Source organism: Stenotrophomonas sp. NA06056, assembly GCF_013364355.1.
Taxonomy (GTDB): Bacteria; Pseudomonadota; Gammaproteobacteria; order Xanthomonadales; family Xanthomonadaceae; genus Stenotrophomonas.
Genome location: NZ_CP054931.1, coordinates 3643106 through 3668266 on the forward strand (window position 1 = coordinate 3643106; position 25161 = coordinate 3668266).

The 25161-nt window shown below is 67.6% G+C and carries 19 protein-coding genes; all 19 read right to left on the reverse strand.

The window, feature by feature from the left end; genetic code table 11:
* Positions 1 to 20 precede the first annotated feature (20 nt).
* The 19 genes from HUT07_RS16520 to HUT07_RS16610 all read right to left on the reverse strand — a co-directional run bounded on the left by HUT07_RS16520 (position 21) and on the right by HUT07_RS16610 (position 25037).
* Complete coding sequence (locus HUT07_RS16520; protein WP_176021810.1) at positions 21 to 2834, reverse strand: tetratricopeptide repeat protein; 2814 nt, start codon at positions 2832 to 2834, stop codon at positions 21 to 23.
* A complete protein-coding gene (locus tag HUT07_RS16525; RefSeq protein ID WP_176021811.1) occupies positions 2831 to 4978 on the reverse strand; it encodes a glycosyl transferase family protein in 2148 nt (715 codons plus the stop codon). Before HUT07_RS16525 ends, HUT07_RS16520 begins: the two co-directional genes overlap by 4 nt.
* 6 nt (positions 4979 to 4984) lie before the next feature.
* Positions 4985 to 7186 carry a hypothetical protein gene (locus tag HUT07_RS16530; protein ID WP_176021812.1) on the reverse strand — a complete coding sequence of 734 codons (2202 nt, stop codon included), beginning with the start codon at positions 7184 to 7186 and terminating at the stop codon, positions 4985 to 4987.
* Entirely contained in the window at positions 7183 to 8367 is a 1185-nt protein-coding gene (wecB, locus tag HUT07_RS16535) for a UDP-N-acetylglucosamine 2-epimerase (non-hydrolyzing) (RefSeq protein WP_176021813.1), read from the reverse strand. The genes HUT07_RS16530 and wecB overlap by 4 nt, the downstream gene beginning before the upstream one ends.
* A 147-nt stretch (positions 8368 to 8514) precedes the next feature.
* The gene (pncB, locus tag HUT07_RS16540) at positions 8515 to 9699 is read right to left on the reverse strand and encodes a nicotinate phosphoribosyltransferase (RefSeq protein ID WP_176021814.1); all 1185 of its coding nucleotides are present in this window, start codon (positions 9697 to 9699) and stop codon (positions 8515 to 8517) included.
* A gap of 391 nt (positions 9700 to 10090) precedes the next feature.
* Positions 10091 to 10930: a glycosyltransferase family 2 protein gene (locus HUT07_RS16545; RefSeq protein WP_176021815.1), complete on the reverse strand. Its 840-nt coding sequence runs from the start codon at positions 10928 to 10930 to the stop codon at positions 10091 to 10093.
* Positions 10927 to 11781, reverse strand: coding sequence for a glycosyltransferase (locus HUT07_RS16550; protein WP_176021816.1), 855 nt, complete (start codon positions 11779 to 11781; stop codon positions 10927 to 10929). The genes HUT07_RS16545 and HUT07_RS16550 overlap by 4 nt, the downstream gene beginning before the upstream one ends.
* Positions 11782 to 12294: 513 nt before the next feature.
* Positions 12295 to 14502: a type II secretion system secretin GspD gene (gspD, locus tag HUT07_RS16555; RefSeq protein ID WP_176021817.1), complete on the reverse strand. Its 2208-nt coding sequence runs from the start codon at positions 14500 to 14502 to the stop codon at positions 12295 to 12297.
* Positions 14503 to 14511: 9 nt separating this feature from the next.
* Entirely contained in the window at positions 14512 to 15300 is a 789-nt protein-coding gene (locus tag HUT07_RS16560) for a general secretion pathway protein GspN (protein WP_176021818.1), read from the reverse strand.
* Positions 15290 to 16009, reverse strand: a complete 720-nt coding sequence (gene gspM / locus HUT07_RS16565; RefSeq protein WP_176021819.1) for a type II secretion system protein GspM — start codon at positions 16007 to 16009, stop codon at positions 15290 to 15292. Before gspM ends, HUT07_RS16560 begins: the two co-directional genes overlap by 11 nt.
* Positions 15984 to 17153 carry a PilN domain-containing protein gene (locus tag HUT07_RS16570; RefSeq protein WP_176021820.1) on the reverse strand — a complete coding sequence of 390 codons (1170 nt, stop codon included), beginning with the start codon at positions 17151 to 17153 and terminating at the stop codon, positions 15984 to 15986. The genes gspM and HUT07_RS16570 overlap by 26 nt, the downstream gene beginning before the upstream one ends.
* The gene (locus HUT07_RS16575; RefSeq protein WP_176021821.1) at positions 17150 to 18013 is read right to left on the reverse strand and encodes a general secretion pathway protein GspK; all 864 of its coding nucleotides are present in this window, start codon (positions 18011 to 18013) and stop codon (positions 17150 to 17152) included. The genes HUT07_RS16570 and HUT07_RS16575 overlap by 4 nt, the downstream gene beginning before the upstream one ends.
* A complete protein-coding gene (locus HUT07_RS16580; protein WP_176021822.1) occupies positions 18010 to 18642 on the reverse strand; it encodes a type II secretion system protein J in 633 nt (210 codons plus the stop codon). The genes HUT07_RS16575 and HUT07_RS16580 overlap by 4 nt, the downstream gene beginning before the upstream one ends.
* Positions 18639 to 19058: a prepilin-type N-terminal cleavage/methylation domain-containing protein gene (locus tag HUT07_RS16585; RefSeq protein ID WP_176021823.1), complete on the reverse strand. Its 420-nt coding sequence runs from the start codon at positions 19056 to 19058 to the stop codon at positions 18639 to 18641. Before HUT07_RS16585 ends, HUT07_RS16580 begins: the two co-directional genes overlap by 4 nt.
* Complete coding sequence (locus HUT07_RS16590) at positions 19055 to 19549, reverse strand: GspH/FimT family pseudopilin (protein ID WP_165376228.1); 495 nt, start codon at positions 19547 to 19549, stop codon at positions 19055 to 19057. The genes HUT07_RS16585 and HUT07_RS16590 overlap by 4 nt, the downstream gene beginning before the upstream one ends.
* Positions 19550 to 19555: 6 nt before the next feature.
* Entirely contained in the window at positions 19556 to 19999 is a 444-nt protein-coding gene (gene gspG / locus HUT07_RS16595) for a type II secretion system major pseudopilin GspG (RefSeq protein WP_032951922.1), read from the reverse strand.
* A 49-nt stretch (positions 20000 to 20048) separates the two neighbouring features.
* The gene (locus HUT07_RS16600) at positions 20049 to 21269 is read right to left on the reverse strand and encodes a type II secretion system F family protein (protein ID WP_176021824.1); all 1221 of its coding nucleotides are present in this window, start codon (positions 21267 to 21269) and stop codon (positions 20049 to 20051) included.
* A 24-nt stretch (positions 21270 to 21293) separates the two neighbouring features.
* Complete coding sequence (gene gspE, locus HUT07_RS16605) at positions 21294 to 23015, reverse strand: type II secretion system ATPase GspE (RefSeq protein WP_176021825.1); 1722 nt, start codon at positions 23013 to 23015, stop codon at positions 21294 to 21296.
* Between the two features lie 135 nt (positions 23016 to 23150).
* Positions 23151 to 25037 carry a S8 family peptidase gene (locus HUT07_RS16610; RefSeq protein ID WP_176021826.1) on the reverse strand — a complete coding sequence of 629 codons (1887 nt, stop codon included), beginning with the start codon at positions 25035 to 25037 and terminating at the stop codon, positions 23151 to 23153.
* Positions 25038 to 25161: the final 124 nt, after the last annotated feature.

Genomic DNA, 25161 nt, shown 5'->3' on the forward strand with positions numbered 1-25161 from the left:
TGCAGATCCTTCGTGCGGAGTCAGTAGTACAGGGTGGCAGTGGCGAACAGGCCCTTGGCCCGCTGGGTATCGCCGCCGCCGATGGCGAAGCGGTAGGAGACCGACAGGTCCAGGTAGGAACGCGCCGCGTTGTAGTGGTCCTCGCGGAACCAGTAACGCAGGCCGACACCGGGACCGGCGCCGAGCGACCAGCTGCGCTGGGTGTCGGACAGAGCGAACGACTGCGCGCCGATGCCGGGATACTCGATGCCGCGCACGCGCGAGCGCTGGTCCTGCCAGTCGGCCCCCACCACCAGGTACGGGGTCAGCAGCCAGCGGGTCTGGTCGGCGCCGAAACGATAGTTGCGACCGGCCCGCAGCTCCGCCGCGGCGAAGGCCTGCTGGCGGCGCAGGCGCCCGTCGGATTCACTCACCCGCTGCGACGGGTTGCCGCTGGCATCGAGCGCATCCACGGTGAAGTGCGCGCGATTGTCGTCCCAGCTCAGGCCGGCCTGGGCGTAGCCGCTGATCGTCCACCACTGGGTGACATCGGTACGCACGCCAGTGCCTTGGTAGAAACCGTAGGTGGCATAGGTCATCCAGCCGCCAGCGCTGTCGTTCAGGCGGTAGCGCGCCAGCAGGTTCGCCTGCAGCGGCCGCTCGGATTCGAGCTGGATCTGGCAGCGCACCGCCGCGGAGTCGGCATAGATGCCACCGCGACGGGTGGCGCTGCCCAGGAACTGACGGCGCTCCAGGCCAACGCTGAGACCGGTCTGGCCGAAGGCATAGCGCACACCGAACGAGCCGATGGTGGACGGCCAACCGGCGATCGAACGCGAACGGCTGAGGCGTTCGGCGCGCTCGCGGCTGTCCGGCGTCGCCACCCCGGTACAGGGATCGGTGAACAGCAGCGATTCGAACGTGCCGCCTTCGTCGTACAGCGTGTTGGCGATACGTGCATAGGCTTCCAGCGTGCCGTGCTGGTTGTTGGTCGCCTGCGGCCGCCAGAATGCTTCCAGCGTGCTGAACACCGAGGCGCCGGGCGTGCTGATCGACGCACCGCCCAGGTTGGTCGCCGCCTGGCGCGAACCGCGATAACCGGCCGAGGCGGTCACGCCCCAGTTGCGCGAGTAGCCGGCGATGGCACTGCGGGTGTTGTAGCGCTGCGCCTTGTCCAGCGGCAGCTGGCCAGCATCGGCGGCATCGATCGCACCCCGCAGCAGGGTCACGGCCTGGCGGTGATCGCCGGTGGCGGCGCTGGCGTAGGCCTGGTCCATCACCACGGTCCTGGGTGCCTTGCCGGTGGCTTCGGCAGCGCGGAAGTCGGCCAGTGCCAGTGCGGGCTCGCGCGCGGCCTGGTTGAGGTAGCCGCGCTGCATCAGCAGGCCGGCATCGTCAGGGTGTGCAGCCAGTGCGCTATCCAGGCGTTGCCGCGCTTCACCCTGCTGGCTGCGATTGCCGGCGGCCAGCGCGGTGGTCAGCAGGCCCTGCAGCGGCACGCTGTCTGGTGCCTCCTGCACGGCCTGGCGTGCATCGCTGATCGCCTGCTGGTAGTCCTGCCGTCCGTAGGCGGCGTAAGCGCGCTGGGCGGGGCCACCCTCGCCCTGCAGGTCGGCGGGCATCAGCTCGCACTGCGTGCCGTACGGCGTATCGCGGCATTGCTGGAACGGCGCCGGATAGGACTGCAGGGTCAGGGTCTGGCCAGCACGCGCGCTGTGGATGCCCTTGTTGCGCACCGCGATGGCCTCGCGGATGCCCTGCCGGTTCTTTTCTTCCTCGTCGGCCAGGGTGTCGGCCTGCAGCGGTGCCAGCAGTGCCGTTGCGCGGGCACGGTCACCGGCGGCGATGGCTGCATCCACCGCCAGCAGGCGCACGTTGCGCTGCTGCTGGCCATCCAGCCAATCCTGTTTCAGCGCGGCGTCGAAATCGGCGTTGGCCTGTTCGGTGTGTCCCTGGCGCTGGCGCAGGTAGGCACGCATGACCAGAGCGACGGTGTCGTCCGGATCGTTGTCCAGCGCCTGGTTGGCGGTGGTTTCAGCCTCGGCCAGCTGCCCGTCCAGCAGCTGCGTGGTCATCAGCAGCAACCGGTGCGAGGCCACGTCGGGGGCACGCGCCACCGCTTCACGGGCGAAACCGACAGCGGCGGCGAAGTCCTGGGCGATCAACGCCTGATAACCCTCCTGTGCCGGTTTCACTGCGCGCTGGCGGCCCAGCGCCACGCGCTTGGCGCGCAGGTCGGCCACGTTCGGCGCACCCAGCTGCAGCGCGGTGGCGGCGGCGGCGTCAGCCTGTTCCAGTTGTTGCTGCGCTTCCAGCGACGCCACCCACAGCATCGCCCAGGCGCCCTGCTGCGGCTGCTGGCGGAAGGCCTGCTCGGCCTTGCTGGCCGCCACGGCCATCTGGTCGTTGTTGTAGGCGGTGTAGGCCTCGGTGGCCAACGCGAACGACTGCTGGTAGGCACGCTGCGCGGGTGTCTGCGCCACCGCCGGTGCGGCCCGCGAACCGCCGCCGGTGTTCACCGCGGGGGCCGTTGCCAATCCCGCCAACGCCGGATCCTTCAGCCCGGCATCCAATGCGCGTCGTGCCTGCTGCCGCGCTTCGTCGCCACGGCCAAGCTTCTGCAACGAATAGATCTGCAACAACCGCAGGCGCACTACGTCCGGGCGCAGCCGTGATGCTTCGCTGGCCTGTCGCAATGCCGCGCTGTAATCGCCACGCTCATACGCAGCGAATGCCTGCTCGGCCATGCGGTAGGCAGGCCCGGACAGCGGCAACGGCGCGTCGGCCTGCGCGTATGCCGGCGCAGCAGCGGCAAGGGCAACCGCAATGACGGTGGACAGCAGCGAGGTCTTCATGCCGTTGCAACTCCAGGAGGCGGCGACTGCAGCATCGCCGCACGGCGGCGTTGTTCTTCCATGGCCTGGGCGATGGCCTCTTCGGTGGCGATGCCTTTCTTGACCAGGTAGTCGCCGATGCGACCATCACGCTGCGGTTTGTACTCATCCAGCGCGATCTCGAAACGCGCGTGGTCGATCAGGCGCATTTCCACCAGCAGGTCACCCAGCAGCGGCACGGTATCGATGCGCCACTGTTCGGCGCCACCGATCAGGCGCAGACCGGCGTTGATCTCGCTTTCGCGCGCCACGCTCTGCTCGACGTGGGCGTTGCCGGTTTCCTGCTTGAGCAGGGCCAGCGCGGCGTCGGACAGCGGGTTGGCCACGGCCAGCCGCAACGTACCCGGCTGCAGCTGGGGCAGCGGCAGCATGCGCCACTGCACGCAGGCGTCGACGCTGACCGGGAACCCGCCCTTGCCGAGGTAATCGACATCGATCACCGCACGCGGCAGGTCGCCCTGGAAGGCGATGGCCTCGGCCAGCGTCTCGTCGTCCAGCCAGCCCTGCGACAGCAGGATGCGGCCAAGTGGCTGCTGGCGCCCTCCCTGCTGCTGCTGCAGTGCCTGTTCCAGGCGCTCGGGTTCGACCGCCTGCCAGGTGGTCAGCAGTTCGCCCAGGCGCTTGCGCGTCTGTACCAGTGCCGCCGCATCGGGGAAGTCATGCATGGTCTTGTCCCAGACCATGCGCTTGCCGAAGAACAGATAGGCCAGGAACATCCGCCACGCGCGTGCGGTGGCCATGAAGTTGACCATGTTGCCGACCACCATGCGCGGGATCGACATCAACGCGTGTTCCCAACCGTACAGGCGGTTGACGAAATAGAAGCGCTGCACCACGCGCGTGGCCAGCGCCGCGGTGGTCAGCAGTGCGATGTTCATCTGCCAGGTGCCCGGCTGGAACACGCTGGGATACTGCATGTGCCAGAGGCCGGTCATCTTCAGCACCCAGAACAACAGCAGCTGCAGGAAGATGAGGTAGGCGATGATGCTGACGAAGGACGTGATGATGCCCTTGCGGTCGCGCGCCAGCAGGTACTTGGTGGCCAGCGAACCACGCCACCCCAGGGTTTCCCAACTCTGCAGGCCGATACCCAGCACCCAGCGTGCCTTCTGCCGGTATGAGGCGCGGAAGTTGTCGGGGAAATACTCGCGCACGCACAGGGCCATCTGCTGGGTGCGCTCGCGCACCGGCCCCCAGCCGAACCACGACGGCCGCCGCACCAGGAACTGCACTGGGAAGCGGGCGAAGATCGAGTGCATGCCCATCGCGGCCAGGCGCGCACCGACGTCGTAGTCCTCGGTCAGGCTGTCGGTGTTGAACGGCTGGTTGTCGGTCGCCGCGCTCAACGCCAGCAGCGCACGCCGCGAGAAGCAGGTGCCCACGCCGGCCGAGGGCACCATGCCGGACACGCTTTCGCGCACCACCAGGTCCTTGGCGTGCCATTCGGCGAACTCGTCCATGTACACGCCGGCCACCAGTTCGTACCACTCGCGGTCCAGCGAGGTCACCGGCAGCTGGATCATGTCCTTGCGTGGCAGCAGGTAGTTGAAGAAGCGCAGCTCCATCGGGTGCAGCACGTCTTCGCTGTCGTGCAGGATGACCCCGGCGAACTCGATGTCGTGGCGCTTCTCGTAGTCGAAGATCGACAGGATCAGCCAGTTCAGGCAGTCGGCCTTGCTGGTCGGGCCATCGTGCGGCACTTCCACCCGGCGCAGGCGCTTGTAGCGGCGCCGCATGCGCTCGACTTCATCAATGGTCGCCTGATCGTTGGGATAGGTACCGACGAACACCACGTACTCGCGGTAATCGAGCACATTGATCATGTTCTCGACCATCTGCGCGATGACGTCGTATTCCATCCACGCCGGCACCATGATCGCCAACGGCTGCTCGGGCCGCTGCAGCAGGTCCTGCTGGGTCAGCGGCTTGTACTCGCGGCGCTTCTTCACCGTCAGCGTGCGCCAGCTTTCGCGGATCCAGTACCAGACGTCGATGAACAGGTCATCAAGGCTGGAAATCAGGATCAGCACGGCCACCGCCGCTGCCACTGTTTCCAGGGCAGCGTAGTAGTTGGCCAGCTGGATGTTCCAGAACAGACCGTCCACGATCGATCAGTGCCCGGCGCTGGCGGACTTGCGGCGGCGACGGATCTGGGTGATGCGGGCGGCCGCCAGGGCGAACACCACGATGCCCACCAGCAACAGCAGCCAGACCATGTGCTGTTCCCATTTCGACTGCGGATTGCCGTCCTGGGCAATACGCGAACCGTAAGGGTCCTGGCTGTCGAAATCGCGGACGACGTTGCTGCCGTCGATCACGGCAAGGTCGCCACGCAGCAGGCGGAAGGGGGTGCCAAGCGTCGGCCCCTGGGTACCCAGATCGCTGTACAGCACGCCGATCTGGCCACCGGCAGAGGCCACCTGCACGGCAGCGGCGTGTTCCAACCCGGTCAGGTCGAGCAGCGGCTGCGGCTTGCCGGCAATCAGCAGCTGGCCATCCTTCAGGCCCGCCAGCGAGACACCGGACGGTGCCAGCGCGAAGGCCAGGTACGGCTTGGTCGGACTGATCGCCGCACCCGCATCCACGACCTTGAAGCTGGCCGCTTCCGGCGATGCGCCCACGGCACTGGCAATGGCGATGACCTTGGCCAGCGAGGTCGGCGCATCCTGCAGCCAGGTCCCTGGCACGAACACTTCATTGGCATGCGCCAGCTGGCTGGCCGCACCGATGAAGTCGGCGCCGAGCGTGCGCTTGGCCAGTTTCAGGTGGCTGCTGGGCAGGATCGACACCGGGAAAGCGGTGGCTGGATCGTGGCAGTACGGCCGCGCCGGCTGCCGCAGGAAGCTGACGCGCACTTCATTGCGGGCCGACAAGGCATAGGTGGGCACCTTGGCAACCAGCCGCTGCGGCTTGCCGTCGGAGGACAGCACCTTGGCCCCCAGCAGGTAGTCGTTGAAGTAGATCGTTGCAACCGCACCCTGCCCGGCCGCATTCGGTGCAGCCGATACATCCAGCACCACTTCTTCCGGCAAGCGGCCATCGGCTGACAGTGCGCCCAGTTCGAAGGTCGCGCTGCGATCGCCGCGGGTGACGATGTCCTGGGTACCGGCGATGTTGCCCAGCCGGCTCAGCAGCACGCGATCGCCCTCCATTGTCGGTGCGGTCGCCTGCGCGACCTGCAGCGAACGCCCCAGCGCATAGTTGCGCCACTGTTCGGACAGCAGCCCTGCCACCTTGCCGCCGGCTGCGGGGTCGACCACCAGGGTCGGCCGTCCGGCAACGGTGGTCACGCTCACCGAGGCATTGGCCACCGGCTTTTCCAGTGCCGCCATGTCGGCAGCGCGCCAGGTGCTGAACGCGTTGGCGGCATCCGCGCCGCTGGCACCGACCTGCACGGCCAGCGCATCCAGTGCCGCGCGTACGCCGTTTCGCAGCGCATCGCTGCCGATCATCACATCGGCCGCCAGTGGGCCGCTGTCACGCAGCGACAGCAGCGCACCGACTTCGGCCAGATCCTTGATCGCGTGCGCGCGCTCACCTGCGGCCAGCGCCGCATAGGCCGGCACGCCCTGCAGGCTGGCGGGAATGATGATGCCGGTCAGGTCCACGCTGTCGCCGACCTTGGGCAGGGCGACCACGTCGACCTGCTTGCCACCGGTCTGCAGTGCTGCACCGATGCGCCAGGCCGCGTCGTAGGTCGATGCCTGCAGCGCCTTGCCTTCCACCAGCAGGCGCACGCGCGGAGGCAGTGCACCCCAGGCCTTGGCCACGGTGTCCACCGCACGCCCATCGAAGCGATAGCTGAAGCGCGACTCCGGCGACAGCCGCAGCACGTTGGCCGGCGCGCTCTGATCGGCGCAACGGTAGTCGGAAACGATCGACCACCAGCCCACGCCGACACGGACGAACCCGTTCTCGCGGGGCTCGCCATCAATGGCCAGCAGCTGGCTTGCGTCGCCCTGCGCATCGGTGATCGAGCGCGCGGCGATCGGATCGCCATCGACCGACCACAACCCGGACGTGCGCCCGGTGTGGCCACGCACATAGCGGCCATCCAGCTGCAGCTGCGCATCGCGGGTCGCCACGCCTGCAGGTACGGGCAGGTAGACCTCGCGCTGGCTCTCCTGCCCGCTGAGCACCAGCGGCTGACGGAAACCGAGCTGGCGCAGCGTCATCTGCCGGCTCACCGTGCTGTCTCCGGTCCATTCGGTGAACTGGCCAGCAGCGCTGTCTGCAGCGCCAGCGGTAGCGGAGCTCGCCAGGGCCAGCATGGAGGAAACAACGAGGAAGCTACGTCGGCCGGTCTGGGTCATGGCGTCACTTCTTGCAGAGGAGGGGGAGCAAGGCCGGCGCTGCGGTGGCCGGTGTGGAATTCGGGCAGTGGATGCCCACGCAGGGCGGCGACGATGCGCGCACTGGCTCGACCGTCACCATAGGGACTGGCGTCGGGGTCGAATCGGGTCGAATGCGGAGGTTGTTCCAGCGCGGCGTTGACGGCATCGACGATCCGCTTCGGCGCGGTGCCCACCAGCTTCACCACCCCGGCATCGACTGCCTCCGGGCGCTCGGTGACATCGCGCATCACCAACACGGGTTTGCCGAGCGCGGGCGCCTCTTCCTGCACACCGCCGGAGTCGGTGAGGATCACGTCGGCGCGTTGCATCAGGCGCACGAAGCTCAGGTAGTCCTGCGGCGGTACCAGGTGCACGTTGCCGAGATTGCCCAGGTGCGCGTTGACCGGCCCCTGCACGTTCGGGTTGAGGTGCACCGGGTACAGGATCTGCAGATCCGCGCGTTGCGCCAGCTCGGCCAGCGCGCGGCAGATGTTCTCGAAGCCGTGGCCGAAGCTCTCGCGGCGATGGCCGGTGACCAGCAGCAGGCGGCGCTGGGGATCAAGCATCTGGAAAGGCGCATCGGCGCGGGCGCGCAGTACCGGATCGCGGTCGAGCTGCTGCACGGTCTGCTGCAGGGCGTCGATGACGGTGTTGCCCGTCACCAGGATCCTGCCGCCCAGGTGTTCACGTGCAAGGTTGGCACGCGAGCTCGGCGTGGGCGCGAACAGGAAATCAGAGACGACATCGATGACCCGTCGGTTCATCTCCTCCGGCCACGGCCGGGTGATGTCACCGGTACGCAGGCCCGCTTCGACGTGTCCCACCGGAATGCGGTGATGGAAGGCCGCCACGGCAGCCGTCATCGCCGTGGTGGTATCACCATGGACCAGCACGCGATCAGGCCGCACCTGCGTGTACAGCGCGTCCAGGCGCTCGAACAGCTTGGCGCACAGGCCGTTGAGGGTCTGGTTGGGAACCATCACATCAAGATCGTGGTCGGCGGTGATCTCGAACAACGACATCACCTGGTCCAGCATCGCCCGATGCTGACCGGTGGTGCAGACGATGGATTCGATGTCCGGCGCCTCACCCAGCGCCTTTACCAGCGGCCCCATCTTGATTGCTTCAGGACGGGTACCGAAAACAGAAAGAACCTTCACCGCAGAACTCCCTCAAGACCTGCAAACATCCTGTACGCGGATCGTAAGCGATCTCGTGAAGTTCGGCCATGTAAATGTGATATGCATCACAAAGATGCGGAGTAAGGTATCGGTCACAGGGTGACGCTGAGCGTCACAGTGTGACGTTCAGCTCCCCTCGGACGGCAACTCGAACACCTGCCGCAGGTAGGACAGGTAGCCCGGGTCATCGCACATGCTCTTGCCCGGCGAGTCGCTGAGCTTGGCCACCGGCTGGCCGTTGCAGCGGACCATCTTGATGACGATGTTCAGCGGCGTCGGCCCCAGATCGTTGGTCAGATGGGTACCTACGCCGAACGCCACCTGGCAGCGGCCACGGAAGTAGTCGTACAGGCGCATGACCTTGGTGATGTCCAGGCCATCGCTGAACACCAGTACCTTGCTGCGCGCGTCGACACGGCGCTGCTGGAAGTGGGCCAGCATGCGGTCGCCCCAGTCGAACGGGTCGCCGGAATCATGCCGCACGCCATCGAACAGCTTGCAGAAATACATGTCGAAGTCGCGCAGGAACGCGTCCAGCCCGACCACGTCCGACAGCGCGATGCCGAGATCGCCGCGGTACTCGCGCGCCCACGATTCCAGCGCCGCCACCTGCGAATCGCGCAGGCGCGGACCCAGCGCCTGGAACGCCTGCAGGTATTCGTGGGCCATGGTGCCGTGCGGGGTCATGCCGTACAGGCGCGCGAAGTGCACGTTGCTGGTGCCGACCAACTGCGGGCCCAGCGCATCGCGCAGCAGCGGCAGCAGGCGCGCGTGCCAGTCGCGCGAGTAGCGGCGGCGGCTGCCGTAGTCGGCAATGCGACACTGTTCGAAACCCGGGGTATCGCGCAGCAGCGCCGCCTTGGCCTGCAGGCGGCGTTCGCCTTCGGCAAAATCAGCGGTGGTGGTGTTGCGGAACCAGACTTCGTTGATGATCGCCAGCAGCGGCACTTCGAACAGGATGGTGTGCAGCCACGGGCCGGTGATGTCCAGCTCGATCTCACCGGGCACGGTCTTCGACGCGCGCAGCTGGATGTACTTGCGATCCAGGTGGAACAGGCCGAGGAAGTCGGCGAAATCCGGCTTCACGAAGCGCAGGCCACGCATGTAGTCCAGCTCTTCCTGGCTGAAGCGCAGGCTGCACAGGTGGTCGATCTCTTCATCGATCTGGTCGATGTAGCGGGCCAGCTCGATACCGGGGGTGCGGCATTTGAAACGGTATTGAACCTGCGCGCCGGGGTGCTGGTGCAGCACCGCCTGCATCATGGTGAACTTGTACAGGTCGGTGTCGAGCAGGGACTGGATGATAGGCATGGCTGCAAGTATGCGCCCGGACGGGTGAACCGGGGGCGCCACCGGTAGATCCACGCCATGCGTGGATGACCCCATCCATGCAGCCGAGCGCGGGCTCGGCCAGTAGATCCACGCCATGCGTGGATGACCCCTTCCATGCAGCCGAGCGTGGACGCGGCCAGTAGATCCACGCCATGCGTGGATGACCCCTTCCATGCAGCCGAGCGTGGGCTCGGCCAGTAGATCCACGCCATGCGTGGATGACCCCATCCATGCAGCCGAGCGTGGACGCGGCCAGTAGATCCACGCCATGCGTGGATGACCCCTTCCATGCAGCCGAGCGTGGACGCGGCCAGTAGATCCACGCCATGCGTGGATGAGCCCTTCCATGCAGCTGAGCGTGGGCTCGGCTCTACAAAGACCTGCGCAGCAGCCTCGGCACCTGCACCAGTGCATGGGCCCAGATCGCGCCCCACACCGCCAGCCGCACCGGCAACGACCGCTGCGACGCCTCGAACTTGCTGAAGTAGCGCCACAGGCCCTTGTGCTTGTGCCATTCCACGAAGAACGGCCGCGAACGGCTGGACACCCCGCGCACGTGGGTCACCTTCAGATCGTTGGCGATGGCCACCACGCCGCCCGCTTCGCGCACACGACGGCACAGGTCCAGGTCTTCGGCATGCAGCCGGTAGCCCGCATCCCAGCCGCCGATGCGATCGAACAGGACCCGCGGCATCAGCAGCAGCGCACCGGACAATGCCGGCACCTGCTGCAACGGCTGCGCCGGATCGCGGGCAATGGCCAACCGCGCGCCGCGACCGGGCGAGCGCAGCATGGCGAGGAAATCCGGATCGCGACGCCGTACCGCGTCGTCGGCCTGGCCGTGTTCGTCCACCTGCTCTACCCCCAGCAGGCTGTCGCCCACCGCAGTGGCGCGGTCACGCAGTGCGGCGAGGGTATCGATTTCGACCATCAGGTCGGGGTTGATGAAGGCCAGCCACGGACTACGCGAATCGGCAACGCCCTGGTTGTTGGCTGCAGCGAAACCGGGATTGTCCGGATTGGCGATGAAACGTACGCGCGGATCGTGGCTGGCATGGCGCTGTACGATTTCCAGGGTGTCATCCAGCGAACCGTTGTCGATCACCCGGATCTCGGCCACGTCCTGCGCCTGGCGCAGTCGCGACAGGCAGGCATCGATGGTACTGCCGCTCTGGTAGGTGACGACGATGGCGGCAATGGCGGCATTCAAGCAGGCGGCTCCAGCGATGATGACGAGACGAACAGGTCACCCTGCCCGCGCGGCATTATCGCCTGCTGGAGGTTGCGCTGCAGGTCCTGGCGCAGCGTGTGCAGCGGGTCGTGCATCAGGAAGTCAGCCAAGCGCGGCACCCAACCTGGCCAGCGCGCGGCCAGCGCTTCAAGGTCGCCGTCGCGGCTGGGCGCTTCATTGGCACGGCCGACGAAGGCGTTTTCGCACAAGACGTTACGCCAGCCGAGACCGGCCATGCGCAGGCTCAGGTCGACCAGCGCCGCGTTCCAGCCGAGATAGCTTTCTGCATCCAGGCCACCGGCGCGGCGCCGCGCATTGGCACGCACCAGTACCGCGTGGGTGACGGCCGAAGGGAGTTCGGGATGCAGGGTCGGCAGTGCGGCGCAGGCGTGGGACAACAGCGCCGGGTCGCTCGGTTCAGGGTTGAGCTCACCCAGCCGCGGCCACGCAGCGGTTTCGCCGACGTTGCACCACGGCGTGGCCGTGGCGATGGCCGCGTCACGGGCGAAGGTGGCCTGCAACTGCTGCAGCCAGCCCGGCGCCGGCACGCTGTCCGGGGCCAGCACCGCGACGTCCAGGCCATCGCAGGCGCGCAGCATTTCGTCCAGGTGCGCGACCTCGCCGAGTGGCCGGGCGCGGCGGGTGTATTCGGCCTGCAGCGGGGTATGCGCCAGCCAGTGTTCGACCACCGCCTGTGCGCGCGGTCCAGCCTGCGCATCATCACCCAGCCAGATCGATGTCCCGGCTGCGGTACCGGCATCGAGCGCGGCCAGGCAGCGGTCGAGCACCGCGTCGTCCACGCCCAGCGGCAACAACACGATCGCCCCCATTCCGCCTCCGTGGTTGTCGGTGGCCACAGCGTAGCACCGGGAGGGTATCGGCCGGGTTGCACCCGGCACCTGCAGAGGCTTCAAGCCAAGGCCACGGCCGAAGCAACAGCAACAGCTGGGCTTCTGGGGGATGGCGGGGTGGGTCCGGTTGCGGGGGACGCCGTGAATACGTCCATGTAGGCTCGGTCGCGCCATCCATGGCGCTCACGCCCCCGCAACCGGACCCACCCCGCCTTCGACAATTCTCCGGTGGCCAGTAGATCCACGCCATGCGTGGATGAATCTCCATCGAAATCGAATAGTTCGACATCGAAACGAGAGCATCCACGCATGGCGTGGATCTACCAGACAGGGGGGCGCGTCTGGGGCAGAGCCCCCTGAGTCAGGGGGCGGCCGCGAAGCGGCGGGGGTCTGGAAGCTGGTAAGCGGGGCCCGCGGTTCGCGCAGCGAAGCGTGGGAGCGACAGCGCGCATGCGGTGGCGTGTTACCCGGGCGCAGCCCGGCCGATACCCCTTACTTCCTGCGCGGCTGGTTCAGCGGCTCCATCGCGCGGAAGCGCTGGCTGTATTCGTCTGTCAGGTTGCGTGCTTCCTGGCCATTGCGGACGATGGTCGGGGTCAGCAGCACAATCACTTCCGAACGACGGCTGGTGCGGCTCTTCTGGCCAAACAGTGCGCCCAGCACCGGAATCCTGCTCAACCCGGGAATGCCATTGCTGCCATCGGTGGCCGAATCGGTGATCAGGCCGGCCAGCATGATGGTGTCGCCGCTCTGCACCGCCGCCTCGGTGGCCAGCTTCTTGGTGGAAATACGCGGATTGCAGTTGCGCTCCTGCGGATTGCAGTTCTCCGGCACGTCCGATGCGCTGCTGATCTCCTGCACGATGTCCAGGAACACCGTACCGTCGCGGGTTACGCGCGGGCGCACCTTGAGGATCACACCGGTGTCGATGTACTGCACCGAGCTGTAGGTGCCGGTGCCGATGCCGGTGTTGACCGTGGTGGTGTTGATCGGCACCTTGTCGCCCACGTTGAGCGTGGCTTCGGCGTTGTTGCGCACGAACACCGAGGGCGTCTGCAGCAGGCGCACGTCGGTCACCTTGTCCAGTGCGCTGACCACGGCAGCACCGTTGTGGCCGGTGAACGCCCAGTTGGCGCCATCGGTGCCGGTCACCGCGCCGGCAAAGGTGTTCCAGGAACCGCCTGCCGCCGCCGGCAGGGTCAGCCCCGCCAGCGCACCGGTGAGCGCGCGGCCGGCCACGGCATTGTCGAAGAACCAGTTCACGCCGTACTTCAGGTCGCCAGTCAGCCCCACTTCGGCCACCTGCGCTTCGATGTGCACCTGGAGCGGCATCACGTCCAGCTTCTCGATCACTTCACGGATCGAACGCCATGCCTGCGGCGTCGAGCGCACCAGCAGCGTGTTGGTTTCCTCCACCGCCGACACGCCGACACGATCACCTTCCACTTCCAGGCTGATGCTGACGTTACCCGACTGGCGCTGCGGAAGATTCAAGGAACCGGAACTACCACCGCTGCCGCCGCTGCTGCCACCCACCGTGTTGTTGAAGCTGCTGCCGTTGTTGGCATCCATGCCGCGCTCGCCATCGCTGCCCAGCTGCGACGGAATGGCGCCCGGTGCCAGCGCTGCCGGACTGGAGCCGCTGCGGTTGCCGCTGCTGGCGAAGGCTTCGCTGAGGCGCTCGGCCAGGTCGCGTGCCTTGATGTAACGCAGTTCATGCGAGAACAGGCGCGCGCTGCCACCGGCGGTATCGATGCGGTCCAGCCACTGCTGGATCTGGTCCAGGTAGCGCACCTGCGGGGTGATCACCAGCACGGCGTTGGCGTTTTCCAGCGGCAGGAAACGGAACATGCCGGCGCTGGGCGTCTTGCTCTCTTCGCCGAATACCTTTTCCAGATCAGCGGCGACCTGCTCGGCCTTGCCGGACTGGATCGGGAACACACCCACCGACATGCCCGAGAGCCAGTCGACGTCGAAGATTTCGACGGTATGCAGGTAGTTTTCGAGTTCGGCACGGGTGCCGCCCAGGGTGATCACGTTGCGGCCGCTGTCGACGTTGACGATGGCATTGGGCCGCGCATAGGGCTCCAGCACCTTCTTCATCTCGGTGGCGGAGATGAACTGCAGCGGCACCACGCGCACTTCGAAGCCGCGTGCGCTGGATGCCGGCGCGGTGCTCGGCGCCACAGTGCCGGCCAGAGCCTGGTCGGCGGCGACGATGTTGTAACGGCCACCGCTGTAGACCATGCGCGCGTTGTTCCAGCCCAGCACCATCTCCAGCAGGTTCAGCGCCTGTGCCGGCGATACCGGCTTCGGCGTGGCCAGGGTCACCGTGCCCTGCACACCGGGAGCGATCACGTAGTTCTGGCCGAGCATGTCACCGAGGATGGCCTTGACCACCGCGTGCACCGATTCGCCTTCGAAGTTGAAGGTCGCTTCACCGGAACTGGCCGCATGCAGCGCGGGCGACGGCTTGCGCGCGGCCTCGCGGTTGATCATGGTGCCGGTGCCTCGGCGGATCACCGCCTGCGGTGCGCCTTGGACCTGATCGGCCGCGTCGGCCTGCGCATCGGCGGCAGCCTGACCGGCGCTGGCCGATGGCTGCAGGTTGCCGTTGCGTTGCACATGCGGGGCCGACACGGTGCTGCAGCCGACCAGCAGCGTCAGGGCAAAGGACCAGGGAAGAAAACGCAGATTCATGCATTCACTCTATCGGTTGGTGCCATCGCCCGGGGGCGGCGACGGTTGTTGCTGCTGTTGCTGCAGCTGACGGCGGCGGGCCTGGATGCGTTCGCGGATGGCCTGCATCTGCGCTTCGCTGGGACCGTTGGTGTTGGCAGGGGGCGCGGCGGCCGCGGCCGGTGCCGGCGACACGGGCGCCACGTTGCCATCGCTGGCACGAGGGTTGGGCAGGGTCTGGCTGGGCGCCGGCGGTGGCGGTGGCGGCGGAACCACCGCACCGGGTACCGGCGCCGCGCCGTTGGCACCGCGCAGCGCCGTCGGCGCTTCACCGCCCTGGCCATTGAACACGGCCAGTTCCAGCACCTGGCTGCCACTGGAGCCGATCACCGTGGCCTGGCGTGGTTCCAATGCAACCAGCTGCCAGCCATCGACGGCATCGCCGTTGAGGCGCAGGCGCAGCGACCGGCCCTGCTCGGTGGTGAAGGTCGCCATGCTGAAATCACCAGTCATCAGCACGCCGGTCAGGCGCAGTGCGGGACTGGTGGCCGCTTCGCTGCCCCCCAGCAGGTACGGGCGCGGCTTGCGGTCTTCGGCGAACAGCGGCCGCTCGCTGATCACGCTGTAGCTGTCTGCGCCGGCCATGCGTTCGGGCGCCAGCACAGGCAGTGCCGGCAGCGCGGCCTGGGTATCGCCCTCTGCGCTGATCGTGGGCAGTTGGCTGCCCAGGCCGAAACCGGTGGCCAGCCAGACCGCAGCGGCCCATCCGGCCAGCGCCAGCAGCAGCCCGGTGCGCAGGTTGATCTGCTCAAGCTTCATCGGCCACCTCCTGCGCATCGGCAGCAGGCTGCTCTGCCGGTGCCGGTACAGGTGCCGGCGGCGACACCACCGGCGCCGCTGCAGGTGGGGCGGCCGCGGGCGCTGCGGAGGAATCGGCAGCAGCACTTGGCAGCAGGTAGCCCGCCAGCTCGAAAGACACATCCAGGCCGAGGCCGGATTCGTTCGGCGATTGCTGGAATCGCTGCGCGATCAGGTTGAGGTTGTCCACGAACAGGCGCGGGCTGCCGGTCTCCAGGCTGTGCAGGACGGTGGCCAGTTCGGCCACGCCGCAGCGCAGGCGCACCTGCATGGCCACGCGGACGAAGGCGGCATCGCGACGGTTGTCGCTCAAGGGCGTGCGGTTGCTGATGGTGCAGCTGCGGTTACCCGGGCTGGCCATCGCCACCGCATCCTGCAGGCGTGCGCCGAGCGCGGCCGCAGCGGCCTCGGCGGTGGCTTCCTGCAGGAAACCCGGGCGCTGCTGCAGGGCGTCGCGGGTCGCGCGCAGCCGTTGTTCGATCTGCGGCTGCTGCTGCAGCTGCGCCTGCACGCGCTGCTGGCGTTCGCGCAGGGCAGCAGCATCGGCGTCGATCGCCAGCAGCGGCTGGGTGAACCACGGGTGCACCAGCAGCAGGTAGGCCAGGCCCAGCACTGCCAGCAGCAGCGCCAGTGCCAGCCAGCGGTCACGGCGTGCGCTTGGCATCGGCATCGGCCGCCTCCGGGGTGTCAGTCGGGGCGGGTGCCGGTGCAGGTGCGGCCGAAGGCAATGGCTGCAGCTCGGCGGTCAGGGTGAAGCGGTCGCGGCCACTGGCGGCACCGTCGGCCTGCAGCACGCCCGTGAGATTGACCTTGCGCCACTGTGGCGCGTCCTGCAGCAACGGAACCAGCTGCGATGCTTCACTGCTGAGGCCGATCAGCTGCAGGCTGCTGTTCTCGATCGCCAGTTTTTCCAGGTAGGTGCCGTCGGGCAGGCGTCGGGTCAGCTCATTCCACACTTCAACGGTACTGGCGCGCTGGTTGCGTTGTGTTTCCAGGAACGCCGCTCCATCCAGCAGCGCCTGCAGCTGGCTGCGCTCGCTGGCGACGCCACGCGCGCTGCGGGCGCTGCGCTCGACGTCTTCGCGCAGCGCATCGACGGCGGCGCGGCGATTGTCCAGCAACTGCATTGCCGCCAGCACCAGCATCACCAGCGCCGCTGCAGCGAGCAGCAGGTTCCAGCGCCGCATCGGGTCCGGCCGCTGTTGACGCTGCGCGGGTGGCAGCAGGTTGACCTGCAGCGCGCGGCCCTGCGCGTCGAGCGCATCGACGCCGGCAAGCGCATCGGCCCAGTCACCGATCTGCGCGCGCCAGTCATCGAGCTGACGCAGCGGCCACGCCACCAGCTCCACCTGCAACAGGCCTTCGCCGGCACTGCCCAGTTCACGGATGTCATAGCTGACCTGGCTGGCTTCGAACGGTGTCTGCCGGTCGATCTCGTAGCCGACCACCGCACGCAGGCGGTCAGCGGCCGCAGCAGGCAGGCGCAGCGTGCGCCGCAGGACCTGCCCGGCGGGCAGCAGCCACACCCGTGGCAGGCTGCGCAGGCGCGGCTCGAGCACGCGGTCCAGGTCCGCCGGTTGCAGCGGCCACGGAAGACCGGCCACAGGCTCAAGGCCGTCACCGGTTTCGCGCCAGACCTGCAACTGCCCGTCTTCGCACTGCAGCAGCAGGCGGGTCTGCGACCAGCCCAGTGCCCATTGCCAGCGCATCGGCACCCACGCCAGCAACGACTGCCGCCACCAGCGCAGGAAACGGCCGGCACCGGGGCCGATCTGGCCCTGCACCTGCCGCAGACTGTCCTGCCAAGCCGTCATCTTGCTGCCATTCCCTGCTCCCAGCGAAGCACTGTGTAAGTCCGGCCGGGCACCCCGCCCGATCCGTTGCGCACCACCGCCTGCAGCACCGACAGGCGTCCGCTGCCGTCAGTGGCACGGGACTCGATACTATAGGTGCCACTGCCGCTGGCAAGCGCCGATGCATCCGCAGCGTTATCTCCGTCACGCTCCTGCTGGGCGCGTTGCGCCAGCAGTTGTTCCGCATCCAGGCCCATGGCGGTCAACACCGGGCCACTGGCGAAGCGCGGATCCGGACGCGCCTGCCGGCTGTAGAGCGTCAGGTGCGGCAGCATCGCGGCATACAGCGACCCGCGCATCCCCAGCACCCGCTGCAGTTCGCCCAGGGTTTCAAAGCGCTTGTTGCGCGGGCCATAGGGCAGGCCTGCCGCAGCGTACTCGGGGGCTTCGGCACCGCCACCGGGCTGCAGCAGGCTGTCTTCATCGCGCCAGTCGATGATCGCACCGGCCAACTGCTTGGCGGTATCCGCGGGCTCGCCCAGTGCCTGCATGAATGCGGACAGCAGTGCCGCATCCGCCAGGTTGAGGTTGATCTTGCCGTTCTCGTCCAGTACCCGGATCTCGATGCGGGCGTCGTCGAACTGCCAACGATAGGCGCGCCCGTCGGCCTGCCACGGCGGACGCTGCGGGTCTGGCTGCAGCCGCAGCAGCGCGTACTCCAGGCCGGCGCGAGCGCGCTCCTGGCCACGGGCATCATCACCGAGCACCCGCTGCTGCAGGTGTTCGACCCGTGCGCTGAGCGCGAAGGCGCCGACCAACGCGGTCATCAACGCAATCAGCCACAGCACCAATACCAGCGCGGCACCGCGCGGATGGCTCATCGCGCGCCTCCACTGCCACCGGCACGCAGTGACACCACCAGCGGCGGCCACGGCGTGCCTCTGCTTGGCACGATCTGCACTTCCACCAGCAATGGCAGGCGCCGGGTGTCGTCCCAACGAGGTAACCACTCGGTCAATTGCCCGTTGCTGGCGTCGACACCGCGATAGCGCAGCCGTACCTCCTTCAAGTCCTCCGCCAGCACTTCGGGCGGGCGCGGCGGGTTCTCTTCAATGCGCTCACCTTCCTGCAGCAGCACCAGCTCCAGCAGCAGCCGGCGGTGGCCGGCGGCGCCATCCACCTGCAGCGCATGCAGGTAGGGGCCGCCGCGACCGAGATAACCCGGCAGGTCGGCAACGAACGTCATGCCCTGATCATCGCCCTGGAAGAACACCGGTTCGCGGGTAGGGTCAGGCACTTCCAACGGACTGCGCAGGGCACTGGCAAGCTGACGCCGCAGCAGGGCCTGCACCGCGCGCATGCGTTCGCTCTGCGCGGCGATCTGCTCACCGCGCTGGCTGATCGCCATCGCCGAGCGCACGCTGGCGAAGGCCAACGCCAGGCCGCCGGCCAACAGCACGGTGGCCAGCATGACTTCGATCAGGGTGAAGCCCCGCGCACGGTGCCTCATCGTGCGTTCTCCACGGTCGGCGGCAACAGACGCAGGCTGCGCCAGCGCATCTGCTCACGCTCGCTGTCACCCCAGCGCACCTGCAGCTGCAGTTCCGCCAGCCACGGGCCACCCGGCGCCTGCGCAGCGGGCAGCGCACCACTGCGCGGCTCGGCCCAGGGCTGCACCTGCAGCTGCCAGTGATAGCGCCCCTGCTCCCACTCGCCCTGCTGGCTGCCGGCCTGCAGTGGCGCTTCCACGCCAGCGGCGGCCAGCAACGATTGCGCGTGCAGCACCGCGCGCGTACGCAGCTCGGCATCGCGCACCTGGCGCGCGCCACCAGACAGGCTGCCCAGCAACAGGGTCAGCGCCAACCCAAGCAATGCGAAGGCAATGATCACTTCAAGCAGGGTGAAGCCACGGGCGCGCGACCTCATTGCGCCCGCCACGGTCCGGAACGGACTTCACCGGTCAACCAGCCCACATCGATGCGCCACTCGGCGCTTTCCAGCTGCAGGCGGATGCGGCCGCCGCTGGAGCCGCCGTCGGGATGGAATTCGATCACGCCCTGGCCGGGCGCGGTGGCCAACTGCGCGGCCCCCTCGAACTGCACCTTCAGCTTGGCCGGCACTTCACCGTGGCGCTGGTTGGCGCCCTGCCAGCGATGCTGTGCCGGTTCGATCACGAAGCGCTGCGGCTCGCCGCGGGCAATGGCCTGCGCGCGCACCATGCGCAACTGGTTGGCGATGTCCTTGCCGGCACTGCGCAGCTGCATGCCGGCAAAGCCACGCGACATGCCCGCGGCGGTGATCAGGCCGATGGCGGCGATCAACGCGATCACCAGCAGCATCTCCAGCAGCGACAGCCCCGCTGCGCGCCTGCCGTGCAGGCGCGGGCGTGACACCCGGCGCGGCAGGAAAAGCAGCATGCGTGCTTACGGCTGGTAGCGGATGTCGGCGTCGACGCTGCTGCCGCCGGCCTTGCCGTCCTTGCCCAGGCTGATCAGTTCATACGCCTGGCCTTCGCCCGGTGCGCGGTACTCCAGGGCGTGGCCCCACGGGTCGTTGAGGTCGGCGGGCTTGGCATACGGGCCCAGCCAGCCACCGACGCCGGCCGGAGCGGTCACCAGGTCGTTGAGCGAGGCAGGCAGCTTGCCGGTATCGATCTGGTAGTTGTCGACCTTGGAAGCAACGGTCTGTACCTGCGCCTTGGCGATGTTGGCCTTGCCACGGTCGGCACCGCCGAGCACGCGGCTGGCGACCAGGGTCAGTACCGCGCCGATCAGCACGATGACGATGATGATCTCCAGCAGGCTCATGCCCGACTGGTGGCGTGCAGCGGTGAAGGAAAGGCGGATCGGTCGACGGGAAGCAATCATGGTCGGTCCTTTCAGGTACGGGATGTCGGGGTTGCGAAGGAGGCCATCATCAGCCGATGGCGTTGGTGAGGTCGTACAACGGCACCAGCACGGCCACGATCACCGCGCCGACCACCGAGGCCAGCACCAGGGTGATCGCCGGCACCATCGCCGCCAGCAGGCGGTCGATGCGGCGGGCACTGTCCTGTTCGAAAGTATCAGCCGCTTTCAGCAGCATGGTATCGAGTGCACCGGACTCCTCGCCGACCTGGATCATCTGCAGTGCCAGGCGCGGGAAACGCTTGCCACGCGACAACGCCAGCGACAGGCCGGTGCCGTTCTTGACCTCGTCGGCGGCGGTCTCCAGATCGGCCGCCAGCGCGCGGTTGCCCAGCACGTTGCGGGCGATGCCCAGCGCCCCCAGCAGCGGCACGCCGTTGCGCAGCAGCGTTCCCAGGGTGCGTGCCAGCCGCGCGGTTTCCAGCTCACCCAACAGGCGGCCGATGCCGCGGCGCTGCAGCAGCCAGCCGTCCAGCGCCAACCGGAACGCGGGCTGCCGCACCTTGCGTTCAAACAACAGCAGCAGCACGCCGGGCACCACCAACAGCAGGACCCACCAGTCACGCACGAACAGGCCCAGCTGCAGCACCAGGTTGGTGAACCACGGCAACGCCACGTCCAGGCTTTCGTACATCTGTGCGAACTGCGGCACCACGTAGCCCAGCAGGAACAGCAGCGCGCCGCCCACCACCACCAGCAGGATCGCCGGGTACACCAGCGCGTTGATCACCTTGCCCTGCAGCGCGCGGCTGCGTTCAAGATAATCGGCCAGGCGTTGCAGGGTCTCGTGCAGGCTGCCACCGGCTTCACCGGCGCGCACCATGTTCACGTACAGGCGCGAGAACAACCCGTGCTGGCGTTCCAGCGCAGTCGACAGCGGCGCGCCGCCACGCACCACGTCGCGGATATCGGTGATCGCGCGGCGCGAGCGCTCGTCTTCGGGCAGGCTGAGCAGGATCGACAGTGCGCGGTCCAGCGGCTGTCCGGCACCGAGCAGCGTGGCCAGCTGCTGGGTGAACTGCAGCAATGCCGCGCCCTGCAGCGGGCGCTGGCGGAACAAGCCGCGCAGGCTGCTGCCGCCCACCGCCCCGCCGTCGGCCAGCTGCGTTTCCATCGGCAGGTGGCCCTGGTCCTGCAGGCGCGCGACCAGGTCGGCCTCGCTGGCCGCTTCCATCTGTCCGTCGAAGATCTCGCCGTGCGTATTGAGCGCCTTGTAGCGATAGTTCGGCATGTCAGCCCCTGCGTCCTGCGCGCATCAGCTTTCCTCGGTCACGCGCAGGACTTCCTCGAGGGTCGTCTGCCCGCTGAGGGCCTTGGCCAGGCCATCCTCGTACATGGTGCGCATGCCGGCTTCGCGGGCGATGCGTTCGATCTCGCCCATGCCATCACGGCGCATCACCGCACGCCGCAGCGCGTCGTTCATCACCAGGAATTCCATGATGGTGGTGCGCCCCAGGTAGCCGGTCGGTGCCAGCGCCGACGGCTTCGGCCGATACAGGTGGATCGTTCCCTGCGGCTGCAGGCGGCGCAGGTCGAAGCGCTCGATTTCTTCCGGCGAGGCTTCGTACCGCTCCGCGTGGGTAGGCTCCAGCCGGCGCACCAGGCGCTGGGCCAGGATGCCGTTGATGGTGGAGGTCAGCAGGTAATCCTCCACGCCCATGTCGAGCAGGCGGGTAATGCCGCCGGCGGCATTGTTGGTATGCAGCGTGGACAGCACCAGGTGGCCGGTCAACGCCGATTGGATCGCGATGCGCGCGGTTTCCAGGTCGCGCATTTCGCCGATCATGATGATGTCCGGATCCTGGCGCACGATGCTGCGCAGCGCATTGGCGAAATCCAGCCCGATCTGCGGCTTGGCCTGGATCTGGTTGATGCCTTCGATCTGGTACTCGACCGGATCCTCGACGGTGATGATCTTGACGTCGGCGGTGTTGAGCTGGCTCAGCGCGGTATACAGCGTGGTGGTCTTGCCCGACCCGGTGGGGCCGGTCACCAGCAGGATGCCGTGCGGCTGTTCAAGCACCTTGCGGAACTGCGGCAGGAAGGCGTCGGTGAAGCCCAGCCGATGGAAGTCGAACACCACCGTTTCGCGGTCCAGCAGTCGCATCACCACGCTTTCGCCGTGCGCGGTAGGCACCGTGCTGACACGCAGGTCCAGTTCCTTGCCCTGCACGCGCAGCATGATGCGGCCGTCCTGCGGCAGCCGGCGCTCGGCGATGTTGAGCCGGGCCATGATCTTGATGCGGCTGATCACCGCGGCGGTCAGGTTGGCCGGCGGGCTCTCGCCTTCGACCAGCACGCCATCGACGCGGTAGCGCACTTTCAGCCGGTTTTCGAAAGGCTCGACGTGGATGTCCGATGCGCGCAGTTCGACCGCGCGCTGGATCACCAGATTGACCAGGCGGATCACCGGCGCTTCCGAGGCGAGATCGCGCAGGTGCTCGATATCGTCCACTGCGCCGCCTTCGCCATCGGCGGTCTCCACGATCGCCCCCATCGCGCTGCGGCCCTGCCCGAACCAGCGCTCGATCAGGTCATCGATTTCTGCGCGCATGCCCAGCAGCGGCGTGACCGGCACGCCCAGCGCCAGCTGCACGGCCTGTTGCGGGTAAGCATCGTGGGCGTCGGCCAGCCACAGCTGCACGCCGTGTTCATCCAACGCCAGCGGGCACACGTGGAACTGCTTGAGAAAGCGCAGCGACAGCGGCAGGCCCTCGGCCAGCGCCTGCGGCGGCGACTCAGGCAGCTGCCGTCCTTCCAGCAGCGGCAGGCCCAGCACATCGGCACTGGCCTGCGCCTGGTCACGTTCGGACACCAGCCCAAGCCGCACCAGCAGACCCAGCAGGCTGCCGCCGGCTTCGGCATGCAGCGGCCGCGCACGCGCCAGATCTCCTTCCTTGAGCCGACCACGTGCCAGCAGCGCATCGAGGATGCGGCCTTCAGTGTCGTCGATGGCGGTGGCAGCGAGCGCGTTCACGTGACTCTCCTGTCGATCGTCCCGACTTTAGCAGTTAAGCCGTGGTTTCCACCCTCTCCGATTCTTCTTTCGTAAAAAGACGAAGCCCGTCACACAGGTGACGGGCCTCGCTTATTCATTTACGACGGTCGCTGATTACTGGGTCGCCAGGATGCTCACCCCGCTGTAAGCGGCCTCACCCACCACCTTGATGTAGTAGGTCCCGGCCACCGGCTTGGCGACGCGCACGGTTTCGGTATTGCCCGGGCGGGTCGACTTTGCATCGTTGTCGGTCGCGGTGGGCACGCGGCCCTGCGCCAGGTACACCGACACGTTGCCGCTGCCGCCGTAGGTCAGCACGCTCAGCGTCTTACCAGCCGCTGCTTCGAAGGTGTAGACGGTTTCGCTGGCGGCCGCGCCGGTCAGCCCACCCACGGTCACCTTGTTGGTCAGCGGAATGCCTTCCGGCTCGCAGTTCTCGGTGCATGGCTCCTTCAGCGCGGCATCCAGTGCGGCCTTGGCATCGAGGATGCCGGTGCCGATCGGGGTGGCCGCCGGGATGGTCACCGGGAACTTGCGCGCGCTCTGCTTCAGCAGGGTTTCCAGCGCGGCCGGGGCCAACGGTTCCTTGCCCTTGGCGATCAGCGCGCTCTGCACCATGGCAGCCACGGCGGCAACGTGCGGCGAGGACATCGATGTGCCGCCCTTGCCCATCAGCACCCACTCGCCAGCGTCCGGGGTGGTTTCCGAACTGGAACCGACCTGCCAGATGTAGCCGTTCGGATTGCCGTCGACACCGCCGCCACCGCCCGGGGCCGACAGATCGACCGCGGTACCGTAGTTGGAGTAATAGGTGATGCCACCGGTGACACGGGTCGCGCCCACCGCCACCACGTTGTTGCAGCTGGCCGGACGGTACTTGGACGCGTTGTCGGTTTCATTGCCGGCCGCGACCACCACCAGGGTGCCTCGCGACACCGCGCCATTGATCGCGTCCTGGTACGCGGCATCGCATGCGCCGCCACCGCCCAGGCTCATGTTGATGATTTCCGCCGGGTTGGTGTTGGCCGGAATGCCCGGTACGGTACCGCCTGAGGCCCAGGTGATGGCGTCGCTGATGTCGGCCAGCGTGCCACCGCACTTGCCCAGCACGCGTACCGGCAGCACCTTGGCCTTGTAGGCCAGGCCCGCCAGGGCACTGCCGTTGTTGGTTACTTCGGCAATGGTGCCGGCAACGTGCGTACCGTGCCAGGAACTGCCTTCCGGTTCGGAGCCGGTGTAGCACTCGTTGGCCGTTTCCACCCAGTCACCGTAGTCGGTGGCGCCCGGTGCGCGGCCGTCATTCGGGCGGCGCGAGGATTCCTTGTCACTGATGAAATCGTAGCCTTCCAGCAGGTTGCTGCCGAAGTCCGGCACGCCTGGCAGGATGCCGGTATCGAGCACGGCGACCACGATGCCCTCGCCCTGCGAGAGATCCCACGCGGCCGGTGCGTTCACACCACCGGTGGCGTTGAAGAAGTTCCACTGGTACTGCGCGTAGTTGGGATCGTTGGGCACCAGTGCCGGCTGCGCATTGGTGGCACGCAGGTCCGAACGCTGCAGGCGCACGTTGGCCACCGCGTACTGCACCGACGGATCGGCATTCAGCTCAGCCAGTACCTTCTGCATGTCGGCCGAGCCCAGCTTGGACTTCAGGCGGATCAGGTCGCCACCGGCACCGAGCTTGCGCTCCACCAGCGGGGACAGTGCCGCAGCGCGGCTGGTGGTGCCGCTGCTGACGATGGCACGCGACAACGCCGACTGCACGACCGAGAGCTTGGTCGAACGATCGCTGGCAGCAGCAGTGCCGTTGCGGTACTTCACGATGATACCGTCCACGCTCTGCTGGGCAGTGCTGGCCACGCGAGCCGGTTCCTTGGCCACGCCCGGCTTTGCCGCATGCGCCGCACCGACGCCGACAGTCAACGACAGCACGGCGGCAGCCAGCACATTGATGCGAAGGGTCTGCTTCTTGGTCACGTTCGAAATCCTCTTCAAGGTCATGGTTGAGCTTTCCTTCTCCGCCCGTTGCACGGACGGAGCTCACTACGGCCATCACTCCCTGCGACTGCCCTGGCTGGCCCACCAGGGTTGCCGTGCCACGCCCCTTTGGCGCTCACTGCTCGAC

Coding starts and splice junctions, on each gene's coding strand:
- HUT07_RS16570 (WP_176021820.1), bottom strand. CDS start 17,153: ATGACGGCTTGGCAGGACAGTCTGCGGCAGGTGCAGGGCCAGATCGGC.
- gspM (WP_176021819.1), bottom strand. CDS start 16,009: ATGCCGATGCCAAGCGCACGCCGTGACCGCTGGCTGGCACTGGCGCTG.
- HUT07_RS16560 (WP_176021818.1), bottom strand. CDS start 15,300: ATGAAGCTTGAGCAGATCAACCTGCGCACCGGGCTGCTGCTGGCGCTG.
- HUT07_RS16575 (WP_176021821.1), bottom strand. CDS start 18,013: ATGAGCCATCCGCGCGGTGCCGCGCTGGTATTGGTGCTGTGGCTGATT.
- HUT07_RS16590 (WP_165376228.1), bottom strand. CDS start 19,549: ATGCTGCTTTTCCTGCCGCGCCGGGTGTCACGCCCGCGCCTGCACGGC.
- HUT07_RS16530 (WP_176021812.1), bottom strand. CDS start 7,186: ATGACCCAGACCGGCCGACGTAGCTTCCTCGTTGTTTCCTCCATGCTG.
- HUT07_RS16580 (WP_176021822.1), bottom strand. CDS start 18,642: ATGAGGCACCGTGCGCGGGGCTTCACCCTGATCGAAGTCATGCTGGCC.
- HUT07_RS16550 (WP_176021816.1), bottom strand. CDS start 11,781: ATGGGGGCGATCGTGTTGTTGCCGCTGGGCGTGGACGACGCGGTGCTC.
- HUT07_RS16585 (WP_176021823.1), bottom strand. CDS start 19,058: ATGAGGTCGCGCGCCCGTGGCTTCACCCTGCTTGAAGTGATCATTGCC.
- gspG (WP_032951922.1), bottom strand. CDS start 19,999: ATGATTGCTTCCCGTCGACCGATCCGCCTTTCCTTCACCGCTGCACGC.
- HUT07_RS16610 (WP_176021826.1), bottom strand. CDS start 25,037: ATGACCTTGAAGAGGATTTCGAACGTGACCAAGAAGCAGACCCTTCGC.
- gspD (WP_176021817.1), bottom strand. CDS start 14,502: ATGAATCTGCGTTTTCTTCCCTGGTCCTTTGCCCTGACGCTGCTGGTC.
- pncB (WP_176021814.1), bottom strand. CDS start 9,699: ATGCCTATCATCCAGTCCCTGCTCGACACCGACCTGTACAAGTTCACC.
- HUT07_RS16520 (WP_176021810.1), bottom strand. CDS start 2,834: ATGAAGACCTCGCTGCTGTCCACCGTCATTGCGGTTGCCCTTGCCGCT.
- HUT07_RS16600 (WP_176021824.1), bottom strand. CDS start 21,269: ATGCCGAACTATCGCTACAAGGCGCTCAATACGCACGGCGAGATCTTC.